Annotated in this window: 19 protein-coding genes; 2 read left to right on the plus strand and 17 right to left on the minus strand. The window is 71.9% G+C overall.

The window, feature by feature from the left end:
• From ACWGIG_RS15080 to ACWGIG_RS15095, 4 genes are all read right to left on the minus strand, one after another.
• On the minus strand, positions 1-393 hold a 393-nt coding region (locus ACWGIG_RS15080), incomplete at its 3' end, for a pyridoxamine 5'-phosphate oxidase family protein (protein ID WP_453322021.1).
• On the minus strand, positions 390-602 hold the full coding sequence (locus ACWGIG_RS15085; RefSeq protein ID WP_453322022.1) for a hypothetical protein: 213 nt from the start codon (positions 600-602) through the stop codon (positions 390-392). The genes ACWGIG_RS15080 and ACWGIG_RS15085, both read right to left, overlap by 4 nt.
• 29 nt (positions 603-631) lie before the next feature.
• A complete protein-coding gene (locus tag ACWGIG_RS15090; RefSeq protein WP_453322023.1) occupies positions 632-1,051 on the minus strand; it encodes a VOC family protein in 420 nt (139 codons plus the stop codon).
• Positions 1,052-1,121: 70 nt separating this feature from the next.
• Positions 1,122-1,985 (minus strand): helix-turn-helix transcriptional regulator, encoded by an 864-nt coding sequence (locus ACWGIG_RS15095; protein ID WP_453322024.1) that lies wholly within the window; start codon positions 1,983-1,985, stop codon positions 1,122-1,124.
• A gap of 154 nt (positions 1,986-2,139) precedes the next feature.
• Between ACWGIG_RS15095 and ACWGIG_RS15100 the strand changes: the two genes are divergently transcribed.
• Positions 2,140-3,144 carry an alcohol dehydrogenase catalytic domain-containing protein gene (locus tag ACWGIG_RS15100; protein ID WP_453322025.1) on the plus strand — a complete coding sequence of 335 codons (1,005 nt, stop codon included), beginning with the start codon at positions 2,140-2,142 and terminating at the stop codon, positions 3,142-3,144.
• A gap of 135 nt (positions 3,145-3,279) precedes the next feature.
• On the opposite strand, the gene ACWGIG_RS15105 is transcribed toward ACWGIG_RS15100, so the two are convergent.
• From ACWGIG_RS15105 to ACWGIG_RS15165, 13 genes are all read right to left on the minus strand, one after another.
• On the minus strand, positions 3,280-3,849 hold the full coding sequence (locus ACWGIG_RS15105) for a DinB family protein (protein WP_453322026.1): 570 nt from the start codon (positions 3,847-3,849) through the stop codon (positions 3,280-3,282).
• 51 nt (positions 3,850-3,900) lie between these two features.
• The gene (locus tag ACWGIG_RS15110; protein WP_453322027.1) at positions 3,901-5,259 is read right to left on the minus strand and encodes a glycoside hydrolase family 18 protein; all 1,359 of its coding nucleotides are present in this window, start codon (positions 5,257-5,259) and stop codon (positions 3,901-3,903) included.
• Between the two features lie 126 nt (positions 5,260-5,385).
• Positions 5,386-6,366 carry an acetylxylan esterase gene (locus tag ACWGIG_RS15115; protein ID WP_453322028.1) on the minus strand — a complete coding sequence of 327 codons (981 nt, stop codon included), beginning with the start codon at positions 6,364-6,366 and terminating at the stop codon, positions 5,386-5,388.
• A gap of 2 nt (positions 6,367-6,368) precedes the next feature.
• Positions 6,369-8,792, minus strand: a complete 2,424-nt coding sequence (locus ACWGIG_RS15120) for a polysaccharide lyase 8 family protein (RefSeq protein ID WP_453322029.1) — start codon at positions 8,790-8,792, stop codon at positions 6,369-6,371.
• A 146-nt stretch (positions 8,793-8,938) separates the two neighbouring features.
• Entirely contained in the window at positions 8,939-10,174 is a 1,236-nt protein-coding gene (locus ACWGIG_RS15125; RefSeq protein WP_453322030.1) for an SGNH/GDSL hydrolase family protein, read from the minus strand.
• Entirely contained in the window at positions 10,171-11,244 is a 1,074-nt protein-coding gene (locus ACWGIG_RS15130; RefSeq protein WP_453322031.1) for a right-handed parallel beta-helix repeat-containing protein, read from the minus strand. The genes ACWGIG_RS15125 and ACWGIG_RS15130 overlap by 4 nt, the downstream gene beginning before the upstream one ends.
• Entirely contained in the window at positions 11,241-11,909 is a 669-nt protein-coding gene (locus tag ACWGIG_RS15135) for a hypothetical protein (RefSeq protein ID WP_453322032.1), read from the minus strand. Before ACWGIG_RS15135 ends, ACWGIG_RS15130 begins: the two co-directional genes overlap by 4 nt.
• Positions 11,906-13,972: a hypothetical protein gene (locus ACWGIG_RS15140; RefSeq protein ID WP_453322033.1), complete on the minus strand. Its 2,067-nt coding sequence runs from the start codon at positions 13,970-13,972 to the stop codon at positions 11,906-11,908. The genes ACWGIG_RS15135 and ACWGIG_RS15140 overlap by 4 nt, the downstream gene beginning before the upstream one ends.
• 2 nt (positions 13,973-13,974) lie before the next feature.
• Positions 13,975-15,828, minus strand: coding sequence for a heparinase II/III domain-containing protein (locus tag ACWGIG_RS15145; RefSeq protein WP_453322034.1), 1,854 nt, complete (start codon positions 15,826-15,828; stop codon positions 13,975-13,977).
• Positions 15,816-16,580, minus strand: a complete 765-nt coding sequence (locus ACWGIG_RS15150; protein ID WP_453322035.1) for an SDR family NAD(P)-dependent oxidoreductase — start codon at positions 16,578-16,580, stop codon at positions 15,816-15,818. The genes ACWGIG_RS15145 and ACWGIG_RS15150 overlap by 13 nt, the downstream gene beginning before the upstream one ends.
• Before the next feature lie 46 nt (positions 16,581-16,626).
• Entirely contained in the window at positions 16,627-17,550 is a 924-nt protein-coding gene (locus ACWGIG_RS15155; RefSeq protein WP_453322036.1) for a carbohydrate ABC transporter permease, read from the minus strand.
• Positions 17,537-18,373 carry a carbohydrate ABC transporter permease gene (locus ACWGIG_RS15160; protein ID WP_453322037.1) on the minus strand — a complete coding sequence of 279 codons (837 nt, stop codon included), beginning with the start codon at positions 18,371-18,373 and terminating at the stop codon, positions 17,537-17,539. The genes ACWGIG_RS15155 and ACWGIG_RS15160 overlap by 14 nt, the downstream gene beginning before the upstream one ends.
• A gap of 156 nt (positions 18,374-18,529) precedes the next feature.
• Positions 18,530-19,801 (minus strand): extracellular solute-binding protein, encoded by a 1,272-nt coding sequence (locus ACWGIG_RS15165; RefSeq protein WP_453322038.1) that lies wholly within the window; start codon positions 19,799-19,801, stop codon positions 18,530-18,532.
• Positions 19,802-20,026: 225 nt separating this feature from the next.
• Between ACWGIG_RS15165 and ACWGIG_RS15170 the strand changes: the two genes are divergently transcribed.
• Positions 20,027-20,794 (plus strand): LacI family DNA-binding transcriptional regulator (locus ACWGIG_RS15170; RefSeq protein ID WP_453322039.1); only part of this gene is annotated, 768 nt, incomplete at its 3' end.

Genomic DNA, 20,794 nt, shown 5'->3' on the forward strand with positions numbered 1-20,794 from the left:
GGCCTGGACGCGCCGCGGCCTGATCAGGAAGTACTGGTACGTACTCGTCAGTTCGCGCGGGTCGAATCCGGTCTTGGCGGCGAACTCGCCACCCTTCTCAGGACCGAGACCGGCGAGGTCCACCGGCTCGGCGGTGCCGTCCACGAGGACGACGTCACGGGTCGGCCCGAGGCTCAGCCGCACCCGGTCGTCCGCCAGCAGATTGCGGGCGGTGACCGAGGAACGCGGCGTCGAGACGAGGAACGCGGTCCCGTCCCAGAGGAACGAGAGCGGGACGAGGTGGACGCCGCCGGGCGAGCCGGCCGTCGCGACCCAGAGGTCGATGTCGCTCTCCAGCCTCGCGCGGGTGTCCCGCAGCCTCTCCGCAAGCCCGCGCGGCGGCGCCTCCTTCATGCTTCCTCCAGTACGAGCGGTACGAGCGGTACGAGCGGTACGAGCGGTACGAGCGGTACGAGCGGTACGAGTCGGTCGGGCAGCGGGGGAGGCGGAACGTCCTCCCGGTCGGTCTGCCCTTCGGTGCGGTCGCGGTCACGACGCAGCCGCGCGGCGTCGTCCAGACGCTGAGCCTCGGCGCGTGCGGCTCCCCACGAGGGATGACACATGAATGAACCCCCTTCGAGTCCTCTCGGGCTCACTCGGCCCGGCGGAGCTCCTGGATGCGGATCAGATTGCCCGCCGGGTCACGGAAGGCGCAGTCGCGGATGCCGTACGGCTGCTCGGTCGGCTCCTGGACGACCTCGGCGTCACCGGCCCGCACCTTCGCGAACGTACCGTCGAGGTCCGGGGTGGCCAGCAGGATCCAGCCGTACGTGCCCTTGGCCATCATCTCGGTGATGGTGCGGCGCTCGTCCTCGGTGATCCCGGGGTCGGCGGCCGGCGGGGCCAACAGGATGGAGGTGCCGGGCTGTCCGACCGGGCCGACCGTGATCCAGCGCATCGTGCCCTGCCCGACGTCGCTGCGGACCTCGAAGCCGAGGGTGTCGCGGTAGAAGGCCACGGACGCGTCCGGGTCGACGTGCGGGAGGGCGGTGGTGTGAATCGTGATGTCCATGACGAGCATGCTAGGTCCGGCTCCCCGGCCTGCGCTTCTCGAATCCTGACCGGTCCGGCAGCAGCACGTGTCACTGCACGAACCGCTCCCCGGTGGGGAGTTCCTGCGTACCGACGACCGCCAGCAGCGCCAACCGGTCGGCGGCGGGGCTGCCGGGCGGGGCGGACAGCCAGAGCAGGCGCCGGCGGCCGTCCTCGCTGAACAGGTTGTGGCAGTCCAGTTCGATCGCGCCGATCACCGGGTGGACGAGCCGCTTGGTCGCGTGTCGGCGCAGCGCGACGTCGCGCTCCTCCCAGAGGGCGGCGAACTCCTCGCTGCGGGTGCGCAGTTCGGCGACCATGCGGTGGACGTCCGGATCGTCGCGGCGGGCCGCGACCGCGCGCAGGTCGCAGACGAAGTCGCGGGAGTGGCGGGCGTGGTCCTCGGCCGGGTAGAGGTCGCGGGTGCCGGGGTCGGTGAACCACAGGTACACGTGGCTGTCGGTGCCGGGCCGCCGGTTCTGGACGGTGGGCAGCGGGCCGAGGAGCGCGGTGGCGAGCCGGTTCTGCGTCAGCGGCTCGTGCAGGTCCGTCATGATCCTCGCGGGGGTGTCCGCCAGCCGGTCGAACAGCGCGAGCATCGCCGGGTGGACATGCCCCAGCGGACCGTGCAGCGGCGGGGTCGGGTGGCCCGCCAGGTGGAACAGGTGGTTGCGCTCGTCGCTGGTCAGCCGCAGCGCCCTGGCCAGCGCGGTGAGCATCTGCTCGGAGGGGCGGGCGCTGCCGCCGCGCTCCAGCTCGGTGTAGTAGTCCACCGAGGCCCCGGCCAGGTGGGCGACCTCCTCCCGGCGCAGCCCCGGCACCCGGCGGCGCGGTCCTGCGGTCAGGCCGACGTCGCCGGGGCGGATGCGGTCGCGCCGCGACTTGAGGAAGGCACCGAGTTCTGCGAGGTCCATTGCTCCATGGTCGCCGCTCGCGCCGGTGCGAACCAGGGGATGCCGTCCCCCGGGTAAGGAGCCCCGTGGCTGGTTCCCGGCTGCGGGGTGAAGGTGGAGGCGCATCACAGAGGCCGTACCCGCAGTACGGCCGTACGGGAAGGAACCCCCCCTCATGAGCACCATGCGCGCTGTACAGGCCGTCACCGCCGGCGCCCCCTTCGAGCTCGCCGAGATCCCCGTCCCCGCAGCGGGACCCGGCCAGGTCCTGGTGCGCGTACGGGCCTGTGGCGTGTGCGGCGGCGAGAACATCGCCCGCCACGGCGCCCTCGGCACCGCACTGCCCCGCGTGCCGGGGCACGAGATCGCCGGTGAGGTCCACGCGGTCGGCGAAGGCGTCACCGCCTGGCGCACCGGCGACCGCGTCGGCATCGGCTGGCACGGCGGTTCCTGCGCCACCTGCGACCACTGCCGGCAGGGCGACTTCGTCAACTGCGTGGACCGCAAGATCGTCGGTGCCTCGTACGACGGCGGCTACGCCGAGTACGTCCGCGCCCCGCAGGACGCCCTCGCCCGCATCCCCGCCGCGCTCTCCTTCGAGGAGGCGGCCCCGCTGATGTGCGCCGGGCTGACCACGTTCAACGCGCTGCGCCACAGCGGCGCCCGCCCGGGCGACACCGTCGCCGTCCACGGCATCGGCGGCCTGGGCCACCTCGGCGTGCAGTTCGCCGACAGGATGGGCTTCCGTACGATCGCGGTCAGCCGCGGCCGGGACAAGGAGGAACTGGCCCGCGGGCTCGGCGCCGACGAGTACGTCGACTCCACCGAAGGCAGCGCGGGCCAGGCCCTGGCCGCACTCGGCGGAGCCACCGTCGTCCTGAGCACCGTCGGCGTCAGCCCCGCCCAGAGCGACCTGGTCCAGGGCCTGCGCCCCAACGGCCGCCTGGTCGTCGTCGCCAACGACCACCGGCCCCTCGACATCAACCCCGAACTGCTTCTCTTCGGCCGCCGCGAGGTCACCGGCTGGTACAGCGGCCACGCGAAGGACGCCGAGGAGACCCTCGCCTTCGCCGCCCTCAAGGGCATCCGCCCGATGACCCGCAGCTACCCGCTGGAAGAGGCCGAGGAAGCCTTCCGGAGCATGAGCGAGGCCCAGTACCGCAACGTCGTCCTCCCCTGACCCGAGAAGCCTGACCCGAGGGGCCTGACCCGAGGGGCTGCGTACGGGACGACAGGGCTGCGTACGGGACGACACCGGCCGACCCGGAGGGGCTGCCGACGACACCGTCCCCAGCCCCTCCACCCCCGGCCCGCGCTACTGGCCCACCCGGCCGTCGACGCACTCGCGCAGCAGATCGGCGTGCCCGCAGTGCCGGGCGTACTCCTCGATCCTGTGCACCATCAGCTCGCGGACCGCGATCCCGTCCTTCGGCAGGCGCTCGCCCAGGTCCGGGTGTGCGGCCAGTGCGGCGTCGGTCGCGGCCTGCTCGCGCTCCAGATCGGCGAACGCGGCGTCGACCACGGACTGTTCGCCCACCGCCCCGTCGAAGTCCGCGTCGCGCTTGCCGTACAGCTTCGGCAGCGGATCACTGTCGTCGATCCAGTTGTGCCAGTCCCGCTCCACCTCGACGAGGTGGCGCACCAGACCGAGCAGCGACATCGTCGACGGCGGCACCGACCGACGGGCCAGCTGCTCGGCGTCCAGGCCCTCGCACTTCATCCGCAGGGTCATGCGGTAGCCCGACAGGAAGTCCAGCAGCGTGGCGAGTTCACCTTCAGGGCCGGCACCCTCGCTCTCGCGGGGGTCGTCGTCCGGATCCGCCCACATGTCGGGGTAGATGCTCGCCTGGCTCCAGCGTTCGGATTGATCACTCATACGTTCCATCCTGGGCCGTACGGAGCCGGGGCCGCCACCGGATTCCTGCGGGGCACGTCCTCAGCGGCCGAGCCCCCGGTCGAGGGCGCGCATCAGGTCGCCGCCGGAGGTGTCGGCGTCCAGCGACCAGGCCATCGCGCCGCCCAGGCCCCGGGCCCGTACGTAGGCGGCCTTGGTGGCCAGGACCAGCGGGTCGTCGTACGTCCACAGGGTCGTGCCGTCGAACAGCCAGGCGTGGCCGCGCAGCAGATCCCGGTGGACCTTGAACTTCCCTTCCCGCACCAGGGGCTGGAGTTCCTTGTAGTCCGCGTAACCGGCCGCCCACTTGGCCGGGGCGGGCCCGGTGGCGGGCTTGCCGAGACCGTTGCCGCCGCCGGTGACGCCGGTCCAGCCCTGCCCGTAGAACGGCATGCCGACGACCAGTTTGCGGGCGGGCGCGCCGCGCTTCAGCCAGGACTCCACCGTGCCGTGCACGCTGAAGTCGCCCCGGGCGAAGAGCGCCGACTGCTGCGCCGTCCTCTTCTCGCCGCTGACGTGGAAGTCGTAACCCTGGAGGTTGACGAAGTCGAAGTCCTTCATCACCTTGCGGACCTCGAAGCCCGCGTCGATCTTCTCGTCGGCGGTCGGCGCGAAGGCGGACAGCTCGTAGTGCTTGCGCTGCTGCTTGCCGTACGCGTCGAGCTGGGTGCGGAACTCCCGTACCAGCGCGGTGAAGTTCTGCTTGTCCTCGGGCCGGTACACGGTGTCGGTGTCGCCCGCCGAGCCCGGCCACTCCCAGTCGATGTCGATGCCGTCGAACACCCCGGCCGCGGCCCCTTCGCCGCCGCGCGCACCGTCCTTGGGCAGGTCGCCCTTGATGTACAGGTCGATGCAGGAGGAGACGAGTGCCTTGCGGGACGAGGGGGTGAGGGCGGCGTCGGAGAAGTGCGTCGACCAGCTCCAACCGCCCAGTGAGACAAGGGCCTTGAGGCCACGGTGCTTGGCCTTCAGCTCCTTGATCTGGTGGAAGTTCCCGGCGAGGGCCTGGGTGTCGGTGTCGGCCACGCCGTCGACGGAGTTCTCGGCGTCCATCGGACGCTGGTAGTCGGCCCACGGATCGCTCTCGCCGGGGACGGGCGTGAGGAAGCACTTGCCGCTCTTGTCGACGTTGCCGAAGGCGTAGTTGAGGTGGGTGAGGCGGGCTGCCGTGCCGTTGGAGTCCAGGTCCTGGATCTGGAAGTCACGGCCGTACACCCCCCATTGGGTGAAGTACCCGACCCGTTTGAGGGCGGGCGACGCGCTGTGGCCCGCACTCTGCCGGGCAGCAGCGGGTGCGGACCCGGCAGGTGCGGCGGTCGCGGAGGGGGCCAGGGCGGCCAGGAGCGAAGTGACGCAGGCGGCGGCCACGAGGGCCGACCCTTTCAGAAGTCTTCGACGCATGCGTGGAAGCTATTGGTCTGGACCAAGCAGCGTCAAGTGGGCGCCACTGCACCGCCGTTGGAGCCTGTCCCATGAGAAGCGCGCGGAAGGACGACCGGCGCCTGTGCATGCGGAGAGGATCGGCACTCACCCCGTCCTCGTGAGGACGGTGGCCAGCGCGGCCAGTTTGCGGGGCAGGTCGTACTCGGCGCCGCCTTCGTGGCCGTTGTACGGGAACACCTCGATCTCGGCCGGGCCCGCATAGCGGTGGTACGCCGCGAACACCGTCGACGACGGGCAGATGCGGTCCATCAGGCCCACCGAGAACCAGGCCGGACAGGACGCCCGCGCCGCGAAGTTGACCCCGTCGAAGTAGGACAGCGTCGCCATGGCCCGCTCGACGTGCTGCCGGTTGCCCGACAGCCAGCGGGCGACCTCCGCGTACGGACCGGAGTCGGTGATCTGCGAGGCACGCCGGTAGTGGCACAGGAACGGCACGTCCGCCACCGCCGCCGCCACGTCGTCCCGCAGTCCCGCCACGGCGAGCGCCAGTCCGCCGCCCTGGCTGCCGCCCAGCACGACGACCCGTGCCGGGTCGACGTCCGGATGCGCCTTCGCCGCGTCCACCGCGCGTACGGCGTCGGTGATCAGCCGCCGGTAGTAGTGCCGGTACGGGTCCTCGATGCCACGGGTGAGGAACCCGGGCGACGAGGAGCCGTGCCCCTCGGGGGCGAGGTCGGGGGTGTCGGCGGTGTTCTTGCCGCCGCCGCCCTGGCCCCGGTTGTCCATGACGAGGTGGGCGTACCCCAGTGCGCTCCAGGTGAGCCAGGAGTACGGGATGCCGCGCCCGCCGTTGTAGCCGATGTACTGCACCACCGTCGCCAGCGGCCCGGTCCGGCCGCGCGGCAGCAGCAGCCAGGCCTTCACGGGCTGCCCTCCCCAGCCTCGGAACGTCACGTCGAGGACGTCCACCGTGGTCAGGCCCGCCTCGTACGGTACGAACTCGGCGTCCACCGGGCGCCGTTCGGCCTCGGCGAGGGTCTTCGCCCAGAACGCGTCGAAGTCCGCGGGCTCCTCCGGCTCCGGCCGGTAGGTGCGCAGCCGGTCCAGATCCATGTCGAACAGCAAGGTCAGCTCCTGGAGGGGGTGGGGGAGAGGGTGCGGGCGAGGGCCAGGTGGAGGGTTGCGCCGTGCAGGCCCGCCGTGTCGGCCGTGATGCGCAGGCCGCCGGGGACGCGTTCGGCCCGTACGCGTGGTCCGGTGGAGGTCAACTCCATTCCAGGAGCGGCCAGTTCGATGATGACGCGGTCGCGCAGCTGGGTCGGGTCCGAGAGTGCGACGGTCGTCGTCCGGCCCGCCGTCCGCAGCAGGACGGACGCCGGGCCGTCGGCGGACAGCTCCTGGGCGCGGCCCGCCGCCCAGAAGTTCGCGGCGAGCAGCCCGTCGGAGAGGCGGCGTACCGCGTGCACGGAAGCCGTCGCGGCCACCAGCCGTACGGGCGGGGCGGCCGACCACAGCCGGGTGCGCCCGGCGGACGCGGCGGGGGCCTGGAGGTGGAAGTAGCCCGCGTCGGTGGGGCTCGGACCGTGGCCGTGCCACAGGGTGAGGTAGGGGCGGGTCACCGGGGTGTCGGTGCCGTACTTGAGGTTGATCTCCCGCCAGGTGGCGGTGCGCTGCTCCCGCAGGGCGTGCACGCGGGCGGGGCGCGGGAAGACGTATCCGCCGGTGCCCGCCAGGTGCAGCCAGCGCACCCCGTCCAGCGCGGTGGGCCCGCCGGGGGCGGTGGGAGCGGGGGAGCCGTTGACGAGGAGGGCGGCGCGGGGGTCCGTCAGCTTGCGGTTCTCGATGATGGTCTCGACGGCGCCCGTTCCCGGGCTGCTGATGCCGGAGCCGACGCAGGCGATCAGGTCGTCCAGGCAGAACCAGCTCTTCAGCGCGCGCAGCGAACTCCCGTACGCCCGCAGCTCCATGCCGTACGCCCCGAGCGTCGTGCCGGGCAGGGCCGCGCCGCCCGCCCAGGCGGCCGTGCTCGTGGTGCGGTGGCCCGCCGCGTCGGCCGGGCGGCCGGACACGACGGTGGTGCCGGGGAGCCGGGCCGGGTCGACGGTGGGCCAGTAGTCCTCGCTGTAGTGGGCGAGGTCGGTGGCCGTGTGCAGCATCAGCATGCCGTCGGACAGGTGCCAGCCGTGCAGGTTCTCGTTCTGGATCGACTCGTAGTTGTAGACGCGGGTCGAGTACGCGGAGATGCCGAGCGCGAACGCGGGCCTGTGGTGGGCGGCCTTGTCCATCCGGGGGTGCTGCTTGTGCGCGAGGAGCGGGCCCCGCGCCCGTACCGGCGAGGCCAGCACCTCACGGGCCGCGAGCAGGGAGGCCAGGTCGGTGACGGAGAGGAAGTCCCGGTAGGTGTCCTCGGTGATCCACTGCTTGGCGAGGGAGGTGAACCGGTCGGCGGTCTCACCGGGGAACGCGGGGATGAGCCGCAGCACCGCCTCGATCACCGTCTGCGTCGCGGCGTGGCCCTGCTTGCTGGGGCGGGCGATCTCGCGCCCGCACACCGACGCCATCAGATCGCCGCGCGCCATCAGCGGGTCGAAGCCCTCGTCCACCCAGCGCGGCACGTTCGCCAGATCGGGGTCGGTGACCCGCCACGGGGTGCCGGACAGGAGGTGCAGCAGCCGGGAGACGTTGTTCAGCTGCTCCTTGCCGTAGCCGCCGTTGTACGGGTGCTTGTAGTGCTGGAGGAAGGAGCCGTCGGAGTAGAACCCTTCTCCCGATCCCGAACTGCCGCTGTCCGTACGGTCGTTGAAGGCGAGCACGCTGTTCGTGCCGCCGCCCTCCACGTCGGACAGTGCGTCGCGCACCCGCCCGAGTCCGGCCGTGTCCTCGCGCAGCACGGCGTTGACGGCGACGACGGTGGACACCCACACCCGATTCGCACCGGTGGCGATCTGGCGGTCGGCGCGCCACAGGTTCGGGTCGGGCGTGTAGTGCCGTACGGCGGTGTTGATCCGGGCCAGCCGGTCCGTACCCAGGACGCCGTGGAGCAGGACGGCGGTGTCGTTGAGGGCGAGGGCGGCGCCGATCTCCCAGTCGTAGTCGTTGTCGAAACGGGGATGGGCCGGCCCGTAGCGGCGGTCGAGCAGCCAGTCGAGGGAGTCCGTCAGCAGCCGGGCGACGGCGGGATCCGCGTGCTGCGGAGTGCCGGGGACGGCCCAGGCGGTGGCGAGGGAGGCGAGGCGGCGGAAGGAGGAGGAGACGTGGTTCGAGAGGGTGGTGCTGGTCAGGTCGGGCCACAACCCGTCGGTACGGGTGGGATCCAGCCCCTTCGCGGCGCTGGCCCCCACCCGCCCGACCCGGCCGACGGCGGCGACGATCAACGGATCGTCGAGATCGAGCCCTGGCCCACCGGTAAGCAGCCGGTGCCAGCGGGCCCGAAGGGCGGAAGGGGAGTCGTCGGCGGGCTGGGCGGCGTGAACGGAGGCCGGGAGCAAGGCGGTGGCACCGGCTACTGCGGCTCCCCACAGGACGCTCCGCCTGGACGTGTGCTCGTTCATCATGCTCCCTAAGACAGACTGAGGGCGCCCCTTCAGGGCGCGGGGCTGTATCGATATGCGGCTCCGCCGCGTGGGCGCGACCAGCCACGAATCACCCGCAGATTCCAACCGCCCATCCGGCGGACGCTCGGCTTCGGGTTCGGCCCTCACCCGAGCACCCTCCTCTCGACCGCCGAAGCAAGCGCCCCGTGCCCCGCTGCATTCGGATGCAGATGGTCCCCGTTGTCATAAGCGGGCAGCAGCCTCGCGGGCCGGGACGGATCCCGTACCGCCCGATCCAGATCGACGACCGCGTCGAAAACGCGACCGGACCGCACCACCCGGTTGACCTCCCCCCGTACCGCTTCCGCCTCGGGGGTCCAGCGGGCCCACCCCTCGAAGGGGGTGATCGTCCCGCCCGCCACCCGCAGCCCGGCATCGTGCCCGCGCACCACCAACTGCCGGTACGCGGCGAGGAATCGAGCCGGGTCCCGCTGCTCCGGCGCCTGCTGGAGGTCGTTGACCCCGAGCGCGACGATCAGCGTGCGCAGCCCCGGCAGCCCGCGTACGTCACGGTCGAAGCGGGCCTGTCCGCCGGGCCCGAACCGTACGTCGTCGAGCAGCAGCCGGTTGCCGCTGATCCCGAGGTTGGCGACGGCCGCCCCGGGGAAGCGACGGGCGAGCTGGTCGGGCCAGCGCAGGTTCGCGTCGTCCGGGGTGCCGACGCCCTCGGTGATGGAGTCCCCGAGGACGGCCACCGAGGGCCCTGAAGCCGCCGACGGCCCCGAAGTCTCCGCCACGTCCACGCCGTTGAGCAGGAACACCGAGGTGGTGCGCACCCCGTCCAGCCAGTGCGAGGCGTGCGTGTGGCGGTGGAACGACAGCGGCCCGGTCGGCCCAGGCAGCCGCGTCTCGACCGTCAGGTCCGACCCTGCCGCCACTCGCAGCCCCGCCACCGGATCGCTGGTCAGCGAGGCACCGGCGTACAGCCACGTCTCGCGTTCCCCGCCGAAGGTCACCGGCCGCCCGCCGGCCGTCACAGGGCCGATCCGTACGGGTACGGCGCCGAAGGCGTGCCCGTACCGCAGCCGGACGCGCCCACCCGCTGACAGCCGCAGCGTCGCACGGAACAATCCGTGGGTGACCCCGCGGTACGCCACCGAGTCGGCCGGCAGCGGCGCGGTCTGGGCGGTGGCCCAGGAGGTGACCCAGGAGGAGGAGGGGTGGGGCCCGGCTCGACGAAGCTCCTCACCGGTCGCTGCCCGCGCCGGTGACCCGGCCGCCGTGGCGGCGGCGAGTCCTGCGGCCCCGGCGAGTCCTGCGGCCCCGGCGAGTCCTGCGGCCCCGGCGAGGATTCCGCGCCGCCCGAGAAGCCCGCCCGAGTCTGTCGTCTCTTCGGTCATGACGCGCACGCCCCGGTCGGCGCGTAGTCGGAGCCGTACGTCCCCACGGAGTCGCCGCCCGTGTTGCCGCTCATGGTGTTGTTGCAGACCGGGCCCTGCGGGGTGCGCATGAACTTGATGCCGCCGCCCCCGTTCCCGGTGATCGTGTTGCCGTAGATCCCGGTGTGCGTCCCGTCGGTGGCGGTGTCCCCGCCGAGCCGGATGCCCGCGCCACGGTTGCCGTGCACGGTGTTGTAGCGGAACGTATTGCCGCTGCCGCGTGCGTCGAGGCCGCCCGAGCTGGTGTCGCGCTGGCCGGTGCAGTTGTTGTGCTCCACGAAGTTGGCCGTGGAGTTCTCCTTCACGTCGACGCACTCGTTGCCGCGCGTGTCGATGGTGTTGTGGTGGATGCGGTTGCCCCGGCTGACGTCGGGCGCGGCGTCCGGAGCGCCGTTCTGGCCCTGCTGCTCGGGGGCGGTGCCGAGGTAGATGCCCTCGCCGTTCTTGCCGCCGCCGCCGAACTTGAAGTCGGCGACGCCGCAGTTCGTGATGGTGTTGCCGGAGACGTCGGCGCCGGTGACGAGATAGCGCAGCCGTACGCATTCGTCGGCCGCGTTCTTGAAGGTCATCCCGGTCATGCTCAGTCCGGACACGCCGTCCCCTGGAGTCGTGCTCATGACATATACGAGCTTGAGCCGGTAGCCCTCCACCGCGTCGGCCGCGCCGTGGAGTCCGTCCACGGTGAAGCCTTGGAGGACCGTCCCGTCGTGCTGCACCTGGACGATGCGGGCGTTGCCCGCGCCCTTGACCACGGCGGTCGCCGGGCCGGTGACGGTGACTCCGGCGCGCCGGGTCACGAAGTCCTGGCGGTACGTGCCCGGGGCGAGCCGCACGGCCGCACCGGTCGGCGCCAGGTCCAGCGCGCGCTGCACGGTGGCCAGCGGACTCCCCGACGTCGTACCGGAGTTGGCGTCGCTGCCGGAGGGGCTGACGTAGTACGTGGTGGCGAGCACGGGAGAGGGCGACGGCAGGACCGCGAACGATCCGGCCGCGAGGGCGGCGGCGAGTGTGGTGGTCAGCAGACGGCTCATGACTGTGCCTCCGGGGAGTTCGGGGAACTTGGAGAGTTCGGGGAACTTGGGGACGAGGGCCGGGGATCGGCCAGGAACAGGGCGAGAAGTACGGGCACGCTCGGACCGAGCAGCAGGGGCCCGAGCGGTACGACGAGAGAGAGCACGGACGCCGAGATCACGGCGCCCAGCAGGGCCGTGCCACGGCTCACCGAACCGAAGGCGAGCACCAGCGCCCCGCGCGTCCACCCGGCCGGCGAACCCTCGGGCTCCAGCCCGGCCCGCGCCGCCAGCGCCACGTGGTGCACGACGAAAGCGGCCCCGACACCGGCCTGCGCGGCCAATACCAGAAATGCCACCACGCTCGAACGGCCCAGCAAAGAAAGGGAGTTGGAGAGGAGGAGCACGGCAGCCGCCGTGGCGAGCAGCCCGTGCCGCCACAGTGCGCGCCAGTAGCGCGGGAAGGCGGCGAACACCCCGGCGAAGCACCGGCCGTCCCCGTCCACCCGCCACCGCTGCAGTGCGTACGCCATCGCCGCGAGCGCGGGCAGCCAGGTCACCACCCCGAGCGCCAGCACGGCGAACGCGGCACCTGCCGCCGCCGGATACGCGACGTACTCCAGCCTGCGCAGCAGCGTCGGCCAGGTCCTCGACAGCTTGGCGGGCGTGAGCGTGGTCGTCGTCATCGTCGGTGCACCGTCCTGTCGAGGGACCCCGTGAAGGGCTCCCGAACGTCGAGAATCAGCCGCCCCCGCACCACCACCCGCGTCGCCAGGACCACGGTCACTGTGCCACCGCCACCCCCGCCGTCATCGGAACCGGAGAGCAGCACGGCCGCCGCGTCGGCGGTCACCCGGTCGGTACGGATGCGCCGCTCGACGGGCGAGAGCAGCACGCACTCGTCACCGAAGTCCACCCCGTACGCCTCCCCGTACCCCTCCTCGCATGCCACCTCCCGGCCGGTCGGCGCGTCCCCCGGCTCCACGGCGGTGAGGAAGTGCGTCCGCCGGGTGCGGGGCGTGGTGGTGCGCAGGGTGTGCAGGGTGCGGGTGAGGTGCAGTTCCGGTGTGCTGGACGTCGGATTGGCCGTCACCTCCGTGACCGTGGCACCGACCTCGGCGTCGTACGGGGCGAACCTGCGCACCCGGGCCCGCGCCGCCCCGGCCCGTATCCGGTGCTCGGCCGGCGCCGTGTCCGGGTCGACCCCTTCCGCCGGACCGTCCGTCTGGAGCAGGAACGTCCAGGCGCGGTCCGCCTCCGCCTCCGCGAGGTCGAGCAGCACCAGCCGCCCGGACGGCGTGAACACGAGGGTGCGGTCCAGCCGCCGCATCCCCAGTGCCGGGTCGTACATCGCGGCGATCTCGGCGGTCGCGTGCGCCCAGCCGGGCCCGCTGCCCTCCGTCACCAGCACGTCGCGCTGCCGCGCGCGGCGCTCGTAGGGAATGTCCTGGTAGACGTGGAAGCGGTCCTCGTCGGCGAATCCCTGCCCGTCCACCAGTAGCAGATTGTGGTGCGCGGTCAGTTTGCGGTTGCTGTAGCCCTCGTCCACGGCCAGGAAAGCGCCCTGTGACACCAGCACGAAGGACCCCGAATCGGGGTGCTGGTGACCGGTGTTGAGGGTCTCCCAGCCACTCTCCGCGCGGTGCTTCGCCGCTGCCTCCCACGCCTGGTGCCCTCCACCGGGGCTCGCCTTGAACGACACCAGGTGCGCTCCCGCGTCCCATCCCGTACGGGCGGCCACGAGCCCCAGGTCTGGGAAGTACGCCCGCAGTTCGGCGGGCTTGCGGGCCGGGACGGACGGGTCGTACCAGAGGTACTCCAAGTACGCCTCCGGCAGGATGCCCGGCCGCACCCCGCTCTCCGCCGCCTCCTCCCACAGCAGTTCCTCGCTCACCAGGTCGCCCAGCCACTGCGCCTCGGCGATGCCGAAGCGGGCGGCCAGCCGGTAGTACAGGGCGGCGCTGTGCCCGCTGCGCCGGTCGTGGCAGTCGCCGTGAGCGACCTGGGCGGCGAAGCCGGGGGTGCTCTGGTGCAGGCGGAATCGGAACGTGTTCGCCATGAACCCGCCTCGCCCGGCATGCCCGCCCCGCTCCCACCAGTCGACGCCCTCCGCCTCCTGGAGCAGATCGAGGTGTGCGGCGAGCCAGGGCACGCCGTAGCGCCAGTAGACGACGCCCTCGGCGTGCGAACCGTCGGCGGGCAGCAGGTCCAGGACCCGGCCCAGGTTGGCTTTGGCGCGCTCGGTCCACTCCTCCTTGCCCAGTACGTAACCGGCCGTGGCCAGGCCCGCGTAGCAGATCCAGTTGTGGTTCTGCCAGTACGAGGAGGACCACCAGCGGCCCTCGGTGGCGAGCGCGAACTCGTACAACCGCCGCCCCTGCAAGAGGAGTTTGTGGTGCAGCAGCGCCCGCAGGTCCGGGTCGAGCGCGTCGCCGAGCCAGTGGTACGAGAGGGACAGGCCGTGCAGCAGCCAGGCCGCGTCCAGGTCGTGGTCGGGCATGTGCGCCTTGCCCCAGTGCGGCAGGCGCACGGCGGCCCTGAGCCAGCGCTCGCTCTCGGCGAGGTGGGCACGGTCGCCGGTCAGCCGGTGGGCGAGGGCGGGGTTGGCGGCGGCGGGCCCCAGCCAGGTGATGCTGGCGGAGGGGTGGGCGGCGGGCGGAGTGCGGCCCAGGTTGCGGACGGCCTCCTGGAGCACCCGGACCCGCTGGGCGGGGCGCGGGCCGGGTGGGGGAGTGGCGGAGAGCAGCACGGTCAGCCCTCCTGGGGGTGGGTGGCGGCGGGCAGCGGGTGCGGGAAGCTGCGGCCGTCGGCGAGTTCGACGCGCACCGCGCTCCCGGTCAGCCTGACGCCGGCCACCGCGGGTCCGGCGTCGGCCGCCTGATAGACCGAGACGAAGGTGACCAGGTCCTCGGCGTACGCGGTGAAGTCGACCCAGCGGGCGGCGCGTTGGGGATCGTCGGCGGGCCCCGGAGCGGGTCGTGTGAAGGGGCGTACCGGCGCGGAGGCGGCGTGCCACCCGTGCAGGGTCTCCTCCCCGTACCAGAGCGTGCGCACGGGCCCTTCCGCCTGCACCTGCACATCCAGTGCGGTGCCGGGCCGCAGCTGTGCGGTGATGCGCCGCTCGCCGCCCCGCTGCGGCCTTACGGTCAGCACGTCGACCAGATAGCAGGAGCCGGCCTCCACGTGCCGTACCGCCCGCACTCCCTCGTACGCCTCCGTCACCTCGGCCGTCACCGACACGGGGCCTGCGGTCAGCAGCCGCCCCGTGCACTCGGCCTGCTCCGCGCCGTCCACCCGGAACGCGGGGTGTGCGGCCGTGGAGGCGTACAGGTCGCGGAACTCCCCCTGCTGGTAAGGGACTTGACCAGGATCCGGCTGCCACGGCGTCCGCGCGCCGTACAGGTACAGGGCCAGCTTGTCACGGTGCCCGTGCGAGCCGCCGTGCGGGCCGAAGTCCAGCAGGGCCTGCACGCCCGGCGCGCGCACGACCGCGTATCCGGCATCCCGGAAGACGTGCACCGGGCCTGGCCCGCCCGTGCCCTCCACCGTCAACGGCGGCCCCGCGAACCAGCCGCCCAGCAGCCTGTCCAGTCCGTCGTCCGCCTCGCCCAGCTCCTCGCGGGCCGCCCGCGCCACCGCCGCCAGCCGCGGAGCGTGCACGAACTGCCCTGCCAGGGAGCAGAGTTCGAGCCACTCCAGGGCCAGTGGCCGGCGCAGGTAGGGGCCGTCGTGCAGTGCGGGCAGCAGACCGCCGTCCGTACTGATGCGTTCCAGGACCCGCGTCATGCCCACGACGAGATCCGCCACGTTCGCCGGGAGGGCCGCGGGATCCGTGCCGCGCAGGGCGAGCAGCGCCGCCCGCAGCACGAAGCCGTGGTAGTAGGTGCTGCCCTCCCACTCCCAGCCGTCCGCCGCCACGGCCGCCCGTAGCTGCGCGTACACCCCTGATTCGCCGTCGAGCCAGGTCTTCGCGCCGTCCCACGGCGTCCCGCGCACGGCGCACGCCGCCCGGCCCGCGGCGATGCCCGCCGCGTTGTGCCAGGCGGTGTAGTTGGACGCCAGGTCGCCGCGTGCCACGAGCACGTCCCGGGCCTCGGACGCGGCCTGCTCCAGCCGGTCGAGCAGCGGGAGTACGGCATCGAGTCCGGCCGGTGCGCCCGTCTCGGCGAGCGTCAGCACGGCATGCCCGATGTTCACTGCCCACAGCGAGTCGGTCAGGGCCTGCTGGAAGAGCCGGCCCCGGAGCATCCACGCGGGCGTGTCCGGATCGAGCTGCGCCGTCAACTCCTCGTACAGCAGGGCGTATTCGGCCAGCCGCCGCACTGTCCCACTCCGGTCGCCCCGCTCGCCCCGGTGCGCCGACACCCGCAGGTGCCGGGCCCACGCCTGGTGCGAGAGCACCCGCCAGGCTCCGCGCACTGTGCCGGTGTCGACCCGGCAGCCGTACGAGCACCGGGCGCCGCCCCCGGGGAAGACCCCGCCGAGCAGATCGCCGTGGACGAGCTCGACGCCGTGGGCGGGGCAGACGTACGCATGCCACCAGCCGCCCCGCTCGCGCGGTATCGACCGCGCTCCCCTCCCGGGCTCCGGGCTCAACGCGGCCATACGCCACCGTCGATGTCCACCGTGCTGCCGGTCAGGAAGCCGGAGGAGGGGGAGGCCAGGTGCACGACGGCCGCCGCCACGTCCTCGGGGGTGCCGGCCCGGCCCACCGGGATGCCCGCCTCCATCGCCTGCTGGGCGTCGGGTGCGGTGAACGTGTCGTGGAAGGCGGTGCCCCGGATGAAGCCGGGCGCGACCGCGTTCACGGTGATGCCCGCCCCGGCGACCTCCTTCGCAAGCCCCTTGGTGAAGCCGCGCACCCCTGCCTTGGCGGCTGCGTACGCCACCGAACCCGGGCCGCCGCCGTTGTGCGCGGCCAACGAGGACATCGTGATGATCCGCCCGGCCCCGGAACGCGTCAGGTGGGGGAGCGCCGCCCGGCAGGTGCGGAACGTGGACGTGAGGTTGGTGTCCAGCACGCGTGCGAAGTGGTCGTCCGACATGTCGGCGACGGGCCGGCGGCCCACCAGGTGGCCCGCGTTGCAGACCAGGACGTCGAGACCGCCGAGGAATCCGGTGGCCTCCTCCAGGAGGCGGTCGACCTCCGCCGTCACGGTGACGTCGGCGCCGAACGCCTTGGCCCGGCCGCCCAGCGCCTCGACGGCGGCGACCGTCCGCCCGGCCTCCTCGGCGGAACTGTGGAAGTGCACGGCGACGTCGGCGCCGGCCTCGGCGAGCGCGACGGCGATGGCCCGGCCGATGCCGTGCCCGGCGCCGGTGACCAGCGCGCGGGCGCCGGTGAGTGCAGGAGACATGGGAAGAGTGCCTTTCCGGAAGTGGTCAACTGGGTGAGGAATAGGGCTACTTGAGCCCGGCGGTGGCGAAGCCCTGCACGAAGTACCGCTGGCCCAGCAGGAAGAGCGCCACCATCGGCAGGGTGGCCAGGGTCGTCCCGGCCATCAGGTAGTGCCACTGGGTGTTGTTCTCGGTCTGGAACACCGAAAGCCCCACCTGGATCACCCGCAGGTCGTCGGAGCGGGTCACCAGCAGCGGCCACAGGAAGTTGTTCCACGACGACTCGAAGGTCAGCAGCGCCACCGTGGTCAGCGCCGGCTTCACCTGCGGCGTCATGATCTGCGCGTAGATGCGGAACTCGCTGAGCCCGTCGAGCCGGGCCGCCTCCTCCAGCTCCACCGGCAGGTCCAGATAGAACTGGCGGAAGAGGAACACCGCGAAAGGAGTCACCGCCCCCGGCACGATCAGCGCCCACCAGGTGTCCAGCCAGCCGCTGCCGCCCTGCCCGAACAGGTCGTTGCCGCCGGACAGCGGCATGAAGCGGACGATCAGGAACTCCGGCAGCACCTTCGTGTACGTCGGGATCATCAGCGCCGCGACGAAGCAGTAGAAGATGAGGTCGCTGCCCCGGAACCTGAGCCGTGCCAGCGCGTACCCGGCCATCGAGGCCACCACCACGTTCAGCACCGTGTGGCTGAAGGCGATGATGAAGCTGTTGCGGGCGTACGTGGCGAACGGCGCGGCGTCGAAGGCGTCGACGTAGTTCCCGAACACCCACTGGGAGGGCAGCAGCCCCGCGTCCTGGGACGCGATCTCCGCCGGGGTCTTCAGCGAGGTCAGCACCATCCACACGAACGGCACCACCATCAGCAGCGAGACCGCCGCCAGGCCCGCGTGGAGCGCGATCCGCCCCGCGGACACCGGCCGCTCGGCGACCGTGTCGCGTCGTTGCTCGGCCGGTTGCCCGGCCCGTCGCTCAGCCGGTGCCACGGCTGCCTCCCATGATCCGCCGGTTGACCAGGGTGAAACCCATCAGCAGCACGAACAGCACCAGCGACTGTGCGCAGGCGTACCCGATGCGGAACTCCCGGAATGCCGACTTGTAGATCTCGTACGTCATCATCGTGGTGCTGTGCGCGGGGCCCCCGTCGGTGAGGACGTAGATCTGGTCGAAGGACTGGAACGCGGTGATCATCGATGTGATGAACACGAAGAACGTGGCGGGCTTCAGCAGCGGCAGCGTGATCGAGAAGAACTGCCGCCGTCGTGAGGCGCCGTCCACCGACGCGGCCTCGTACAGCTCCTTCGGCAGGCCCTGGAGCGCGGCCAGATAGATCAGCATCTTCATCCCGATGCCCTGCCAGATCCCGACCAGGATCACCGAGGGCATCGCCCACGACGTCGACGACAGCCAGGCGGGGCCCTGAACGCCGAGGAAGCTCAGCAGGGTGTTGAGCAGCCCGTTGCCCGGATTGAAGATCCACAGCCAGACCAGGGCGATGGCGACGGTCGCGGTCACCTGCGGCAGGAACACCGCCGTGCGGAACACCCCGCGCGCCCGCAGGCCGGAGTTCAGCGCCAGCGCCAGCAGCAGCCCGAGCCCCATCCCGAAGGGCACGGTGAAGAAGGTGTAGACGACGGTGTTCCAGATCGACGTGCGGAACACCGCGTCGCCGAGCATGTCCCGGAAGTTGTCCAGGCCCACGAAGCGCGGCGCGCTCAGCACGTCGTACGAGGTGAAGGCCAGGACGAGCGTGGCGAGGACCGGCAGCCCGATCCACAGCGCCGCGTGCAGCAGCGCGGGCGCGACCATCAGCAGGCCGGCCCTGCGGCGCCGCCGTCCGGCAGCACCGCCCTTGTGTCGAAACGTTGGTGACGGTACGTCAGCATCTCGGTCGGAGGACGAGACCGGCGGCGGCCCGGACGGCAGCGCCTTCACTACGGAGAGGGCTCCCACGGCGATCCCTCCTCACGTCCGCGCGATGGCGGCTTCGGCCAGCCTGCCGAGTTCGGCGATAGCGGCGGCCGCCGACTGGCCGCCCACCACGGCGGGCTCCAGCGTCGGCTTGATCTTCTCCCTGATCTCCATCCAGGCGGCGGAGCCGCCCTCGGAGCGGGCGTTGCCCAGGTTCCGCAGGGACAGGTCGACGAACTGGTTCTCCTTGACGTAACCGGCGCCCGCGGGACCCACTTCGCGCAGCCCCGGCACCGAACCGCGCTGCTGCGCCGTGGCGAGGATCGACTCCGGCCGGGCGAGGTGTTCGACGAGGGCGCGGGCCGCCGCCGGGCGGGTGCTGCGCGCCGACTGGGTGACGAGGGTGCCGCCCTGGAGCATCGCGGGCTGCCGGTTCCCGAGGACGAAGGAGCCGACCTTGTCCCCGGCGATCAACTCCGGGTTCTCCGCCTTCAGTTGCTTCCACAGGGCGCTGGTCGTCATCATCATCGAGGCCTTGCCGGTCTGGATGTTGGTGGGCGACCCGACGCTCGTCTTCTTCGCGTAGTCGGCGGACCCGTCGGCGACGAGGTCCTTGAAGAACTGGAGCGCCTCCACCCCGCGCCGGTCCGTGAACAGCACCTTCTTGCCGTCCGCACTGAACAGCGACCCGCCGTTGGCGAACAGGAACGTCTCCCAGCACTGCCGCAGATCGATCGAGAACGGGTCGAACCCGATCCGCCCGCTGCGCGTCAACTGCTTGGCCACCACTCGGAGTTCGGCCCAGTTCTGCGGTGTCTTCCGCACGCCCGCCGCAGCGAAGTGGTCCTTGCGGTAGACGACGATGCGGGTGTCGAGCACCACCGGCAGTGCGTACAGCTTCCCTTCGTGCCGGGACGGCTCCAGCACCCGCTTCTCGTACGCGTGCCGGGCGGCCAGCGACTCGGGAAGCTCGGCGATCGCCTTCTTGGCGGCGAACGGCGGGATCCAGCCGACGCCCATCATCAGCACATCGGGCAGCAGCCCGCCCGCGAGCCCGGTGGTGATCTTCTCGTTGAGGTGGGTGTACGTCGTGTAGTCGACGTTCACCTCGACCTTCGGATACTTCTTCCGGAACCCGCCGAGGATCTCCCCCTCCAGCAGCTTCTTGCCGTCCGCGCCTTCGAAGATGGGGGTGAGCAGCGTGATCCTGCCCTCGGCCGGACCGTCCGCCGAGCCGCCCGCCGCACCCCCGGCGCCGCAGCCGGTGACCGCCGCGGCCGTGCCTGCGGCGATCGCGGCCAGCACCGATCGTCTGTTGAGTTCCATGGGACACCCCTTTTGAGGTGGAGTTGGTGGATCGATCCAGCGCATGGGGCCAAGTCCTGACGTGAAGCCGCCGGTAAATCGATGCACTGATGCTAAGAACGGGTTACGGGGCCGTCAACAGCTACCGCACAAGAATCTTTCGGCCCCTCAAGGGCTGTACCGGTAGAGGGAGTTCAGTAAATCGGTACACTTGTCGACGTACACACACGCCGAGCCGGAGGTGGCATGAACGGGGTAACGATCCATCAGGTGGCGGAAGCCGCAGGGGTGTCCGCGAGCACGGTGTCCAACGTGCTCAACGGCCGCGCCGAACGCATGCAGCCCGCCACCCTCGCCCGGGTCGAGGAGGCGATAGAGCGGCTGAGCTACCGCCCCAACCGCGCGGCCAGGATGCTGCGTACCGGCAGGATCAAGGTGATCGGCCTCATCGTGCCCTCGGTCGCGAACCCCTTCTGGGGCTCCCTGGCAAGGGAGTTGGAGGCGATCGCCCTCGCCGAGGGCTACCACGTGCTCCTGTGCAACAGTGAGCGCGATCCGGCCCGTGAGCTCAAGTACGGAGAGGAACTGCTCGCCGACGGCGTCAGCGGAGTGGTCCTGTGCTCCTCCCTCCCCTCCCTCGACCACGTCGCCCCGCTCCTCAAGCGAGGCCTGAAGATGGTCGCCTTCGACCGCAGCGCCCAGGCCGGGGACCCGCCGTCGCTCGCCAGCATCAGCGTGGACAACGCCATGGGCGCCGAACTCGCCACCCGCCACCTGCTCGAACTCGGCCACCGCAGACTCGCGTTCGTCTCCGGCTCCGTGCACAGCGTCAACCGGCGCGAGCGCCTGCGAGGCTTCCGTACGGCACTGGAGGAAGCGGGACTCGACCCCGCCGAAGCACTCGTCCACCCGGGCGCCGCCACCACCGAGTTCGGCGACAAGGACGCCGCCGAACTGGGCCGCGCGGCAGCCCGCGAACTGCTCGCCGGCCCCCGGCCGCCCACCGGCTTCGTC

The organism is Streptomyces sp. NPDC054863, assembly GCF_053610825.1.